The sequence below is a fragment of the Qingrenia yutianensis genome (assembly GCF_014385105.1).
GTDB classification, from domain to species: Bacteria; Bacillota; Clostridia; order UMGS1810; family UMGS1810; genus Qingrenia; species Qingrenia yutianensis.
In genome coordinates, this window is sequence record NZ_JACRTE010000071.1 from 1 (window position 1) to 990 (window position 990).

Annotated in this window: 2 protein-coding genes; both read right to left on the reverse strand. The window is 41.6% G+C overall.

Annotation, left to right across the window (positions count from 1 at the left end):
* Positions 1 to 339 (reverse strand): LPD28 domain-containing protein (locus H8706_RS12085; protein WP_316637254.1); only part of this gene is annotated, 339 nt, incomplete at its 3' end.
* Positions 340 to 579: 240 nt separating this feature from the next.
* Entirely contained in the window at positions 580 to 849 is a 270-nt protein-coding gene (locus H8706_RS12090; protein WP_262432840.1) for a hypothetical protein, read from the reverse strand.
* Positions 850 to 990: the final 141 nt, after the last annotated feature.

Genomic DNA, 990 nt, shown 5'->3' on the forward strand with positions numbered 1-990 from the left:
ATCACTCTCGTCCATATCAATGCCCTCTGCCGTTGTGGATATTTTGTCTCCTACTTCTCTCGGCTCAAACCTTTCTTTGCTGATAACAGTTCCCCAATGATTAACCATAACTCTGTCTTTAAGCTGTGCCATATCACCCCTGCATTCATCATCGTGGCGGATATCATAATAGTATACACCCTCTATCGGAAGGTTTCTGTTGAGTCTCTCACAGGTGAACAGTACAGGCTTATCAAATATAACCACCAATTCAAATTTGAGATTTGTGTTTTCAAGCATTTTTTCTGCCAGTGCCTTTTGCGTGGCATACGGATTTTTGGCATACTCTTCTCTGCTCATATTTATTGCGACAAGTGATTTTTTTAATCACTCCTCCGCCTGCTCCGGTTTTACATTAAGTTTGAACTCGTACACAGCCAAGTCGCCCCACCAATCGGTTATCCGTTCAGCCTGCGGAACATCGAAAGCCTTTTCATAAGCTGCCATCAAGTCGACCTCTTCCATGCTAAACATTTCATTCAACGATCTCAAAGTTTCGCCCTCTCTCTTTTAATTATCCATAACTGAAAATTAAATTTTCTACATCCCCTGCATTGGTTGCATACCCTGTCCCTGCTCAAAATCTTGTGTCAGTTCTTCCTCGGTTTTGATGTAATATGTATTTGAATACTCCCAGAAATGAACATATATATTTCCGTCCGAGGTTGATATTTCGCGCTGTTCAAAGCCCTCACCCCAACCGTCAGCAAATTGTCCGACGCGGTATTCTTTAAGATTGTCAAGTTCCTCCGCATTCAAATTTTCTGTGAGTAGACATTTTGTAACCCCAAGCAGCTTCCCGTTATACATTTCCACTACCGGAGTACTCTATCAGTTTTTTGTACGGTGCATTAAGGTCAACCGCCGTTAATTCCGGACTGTTATCCATCACTTTAAGAAACTCTTTTGTGTTGCGTACATCATTCTCTATTTTGCCATGAAGCTTGTTAA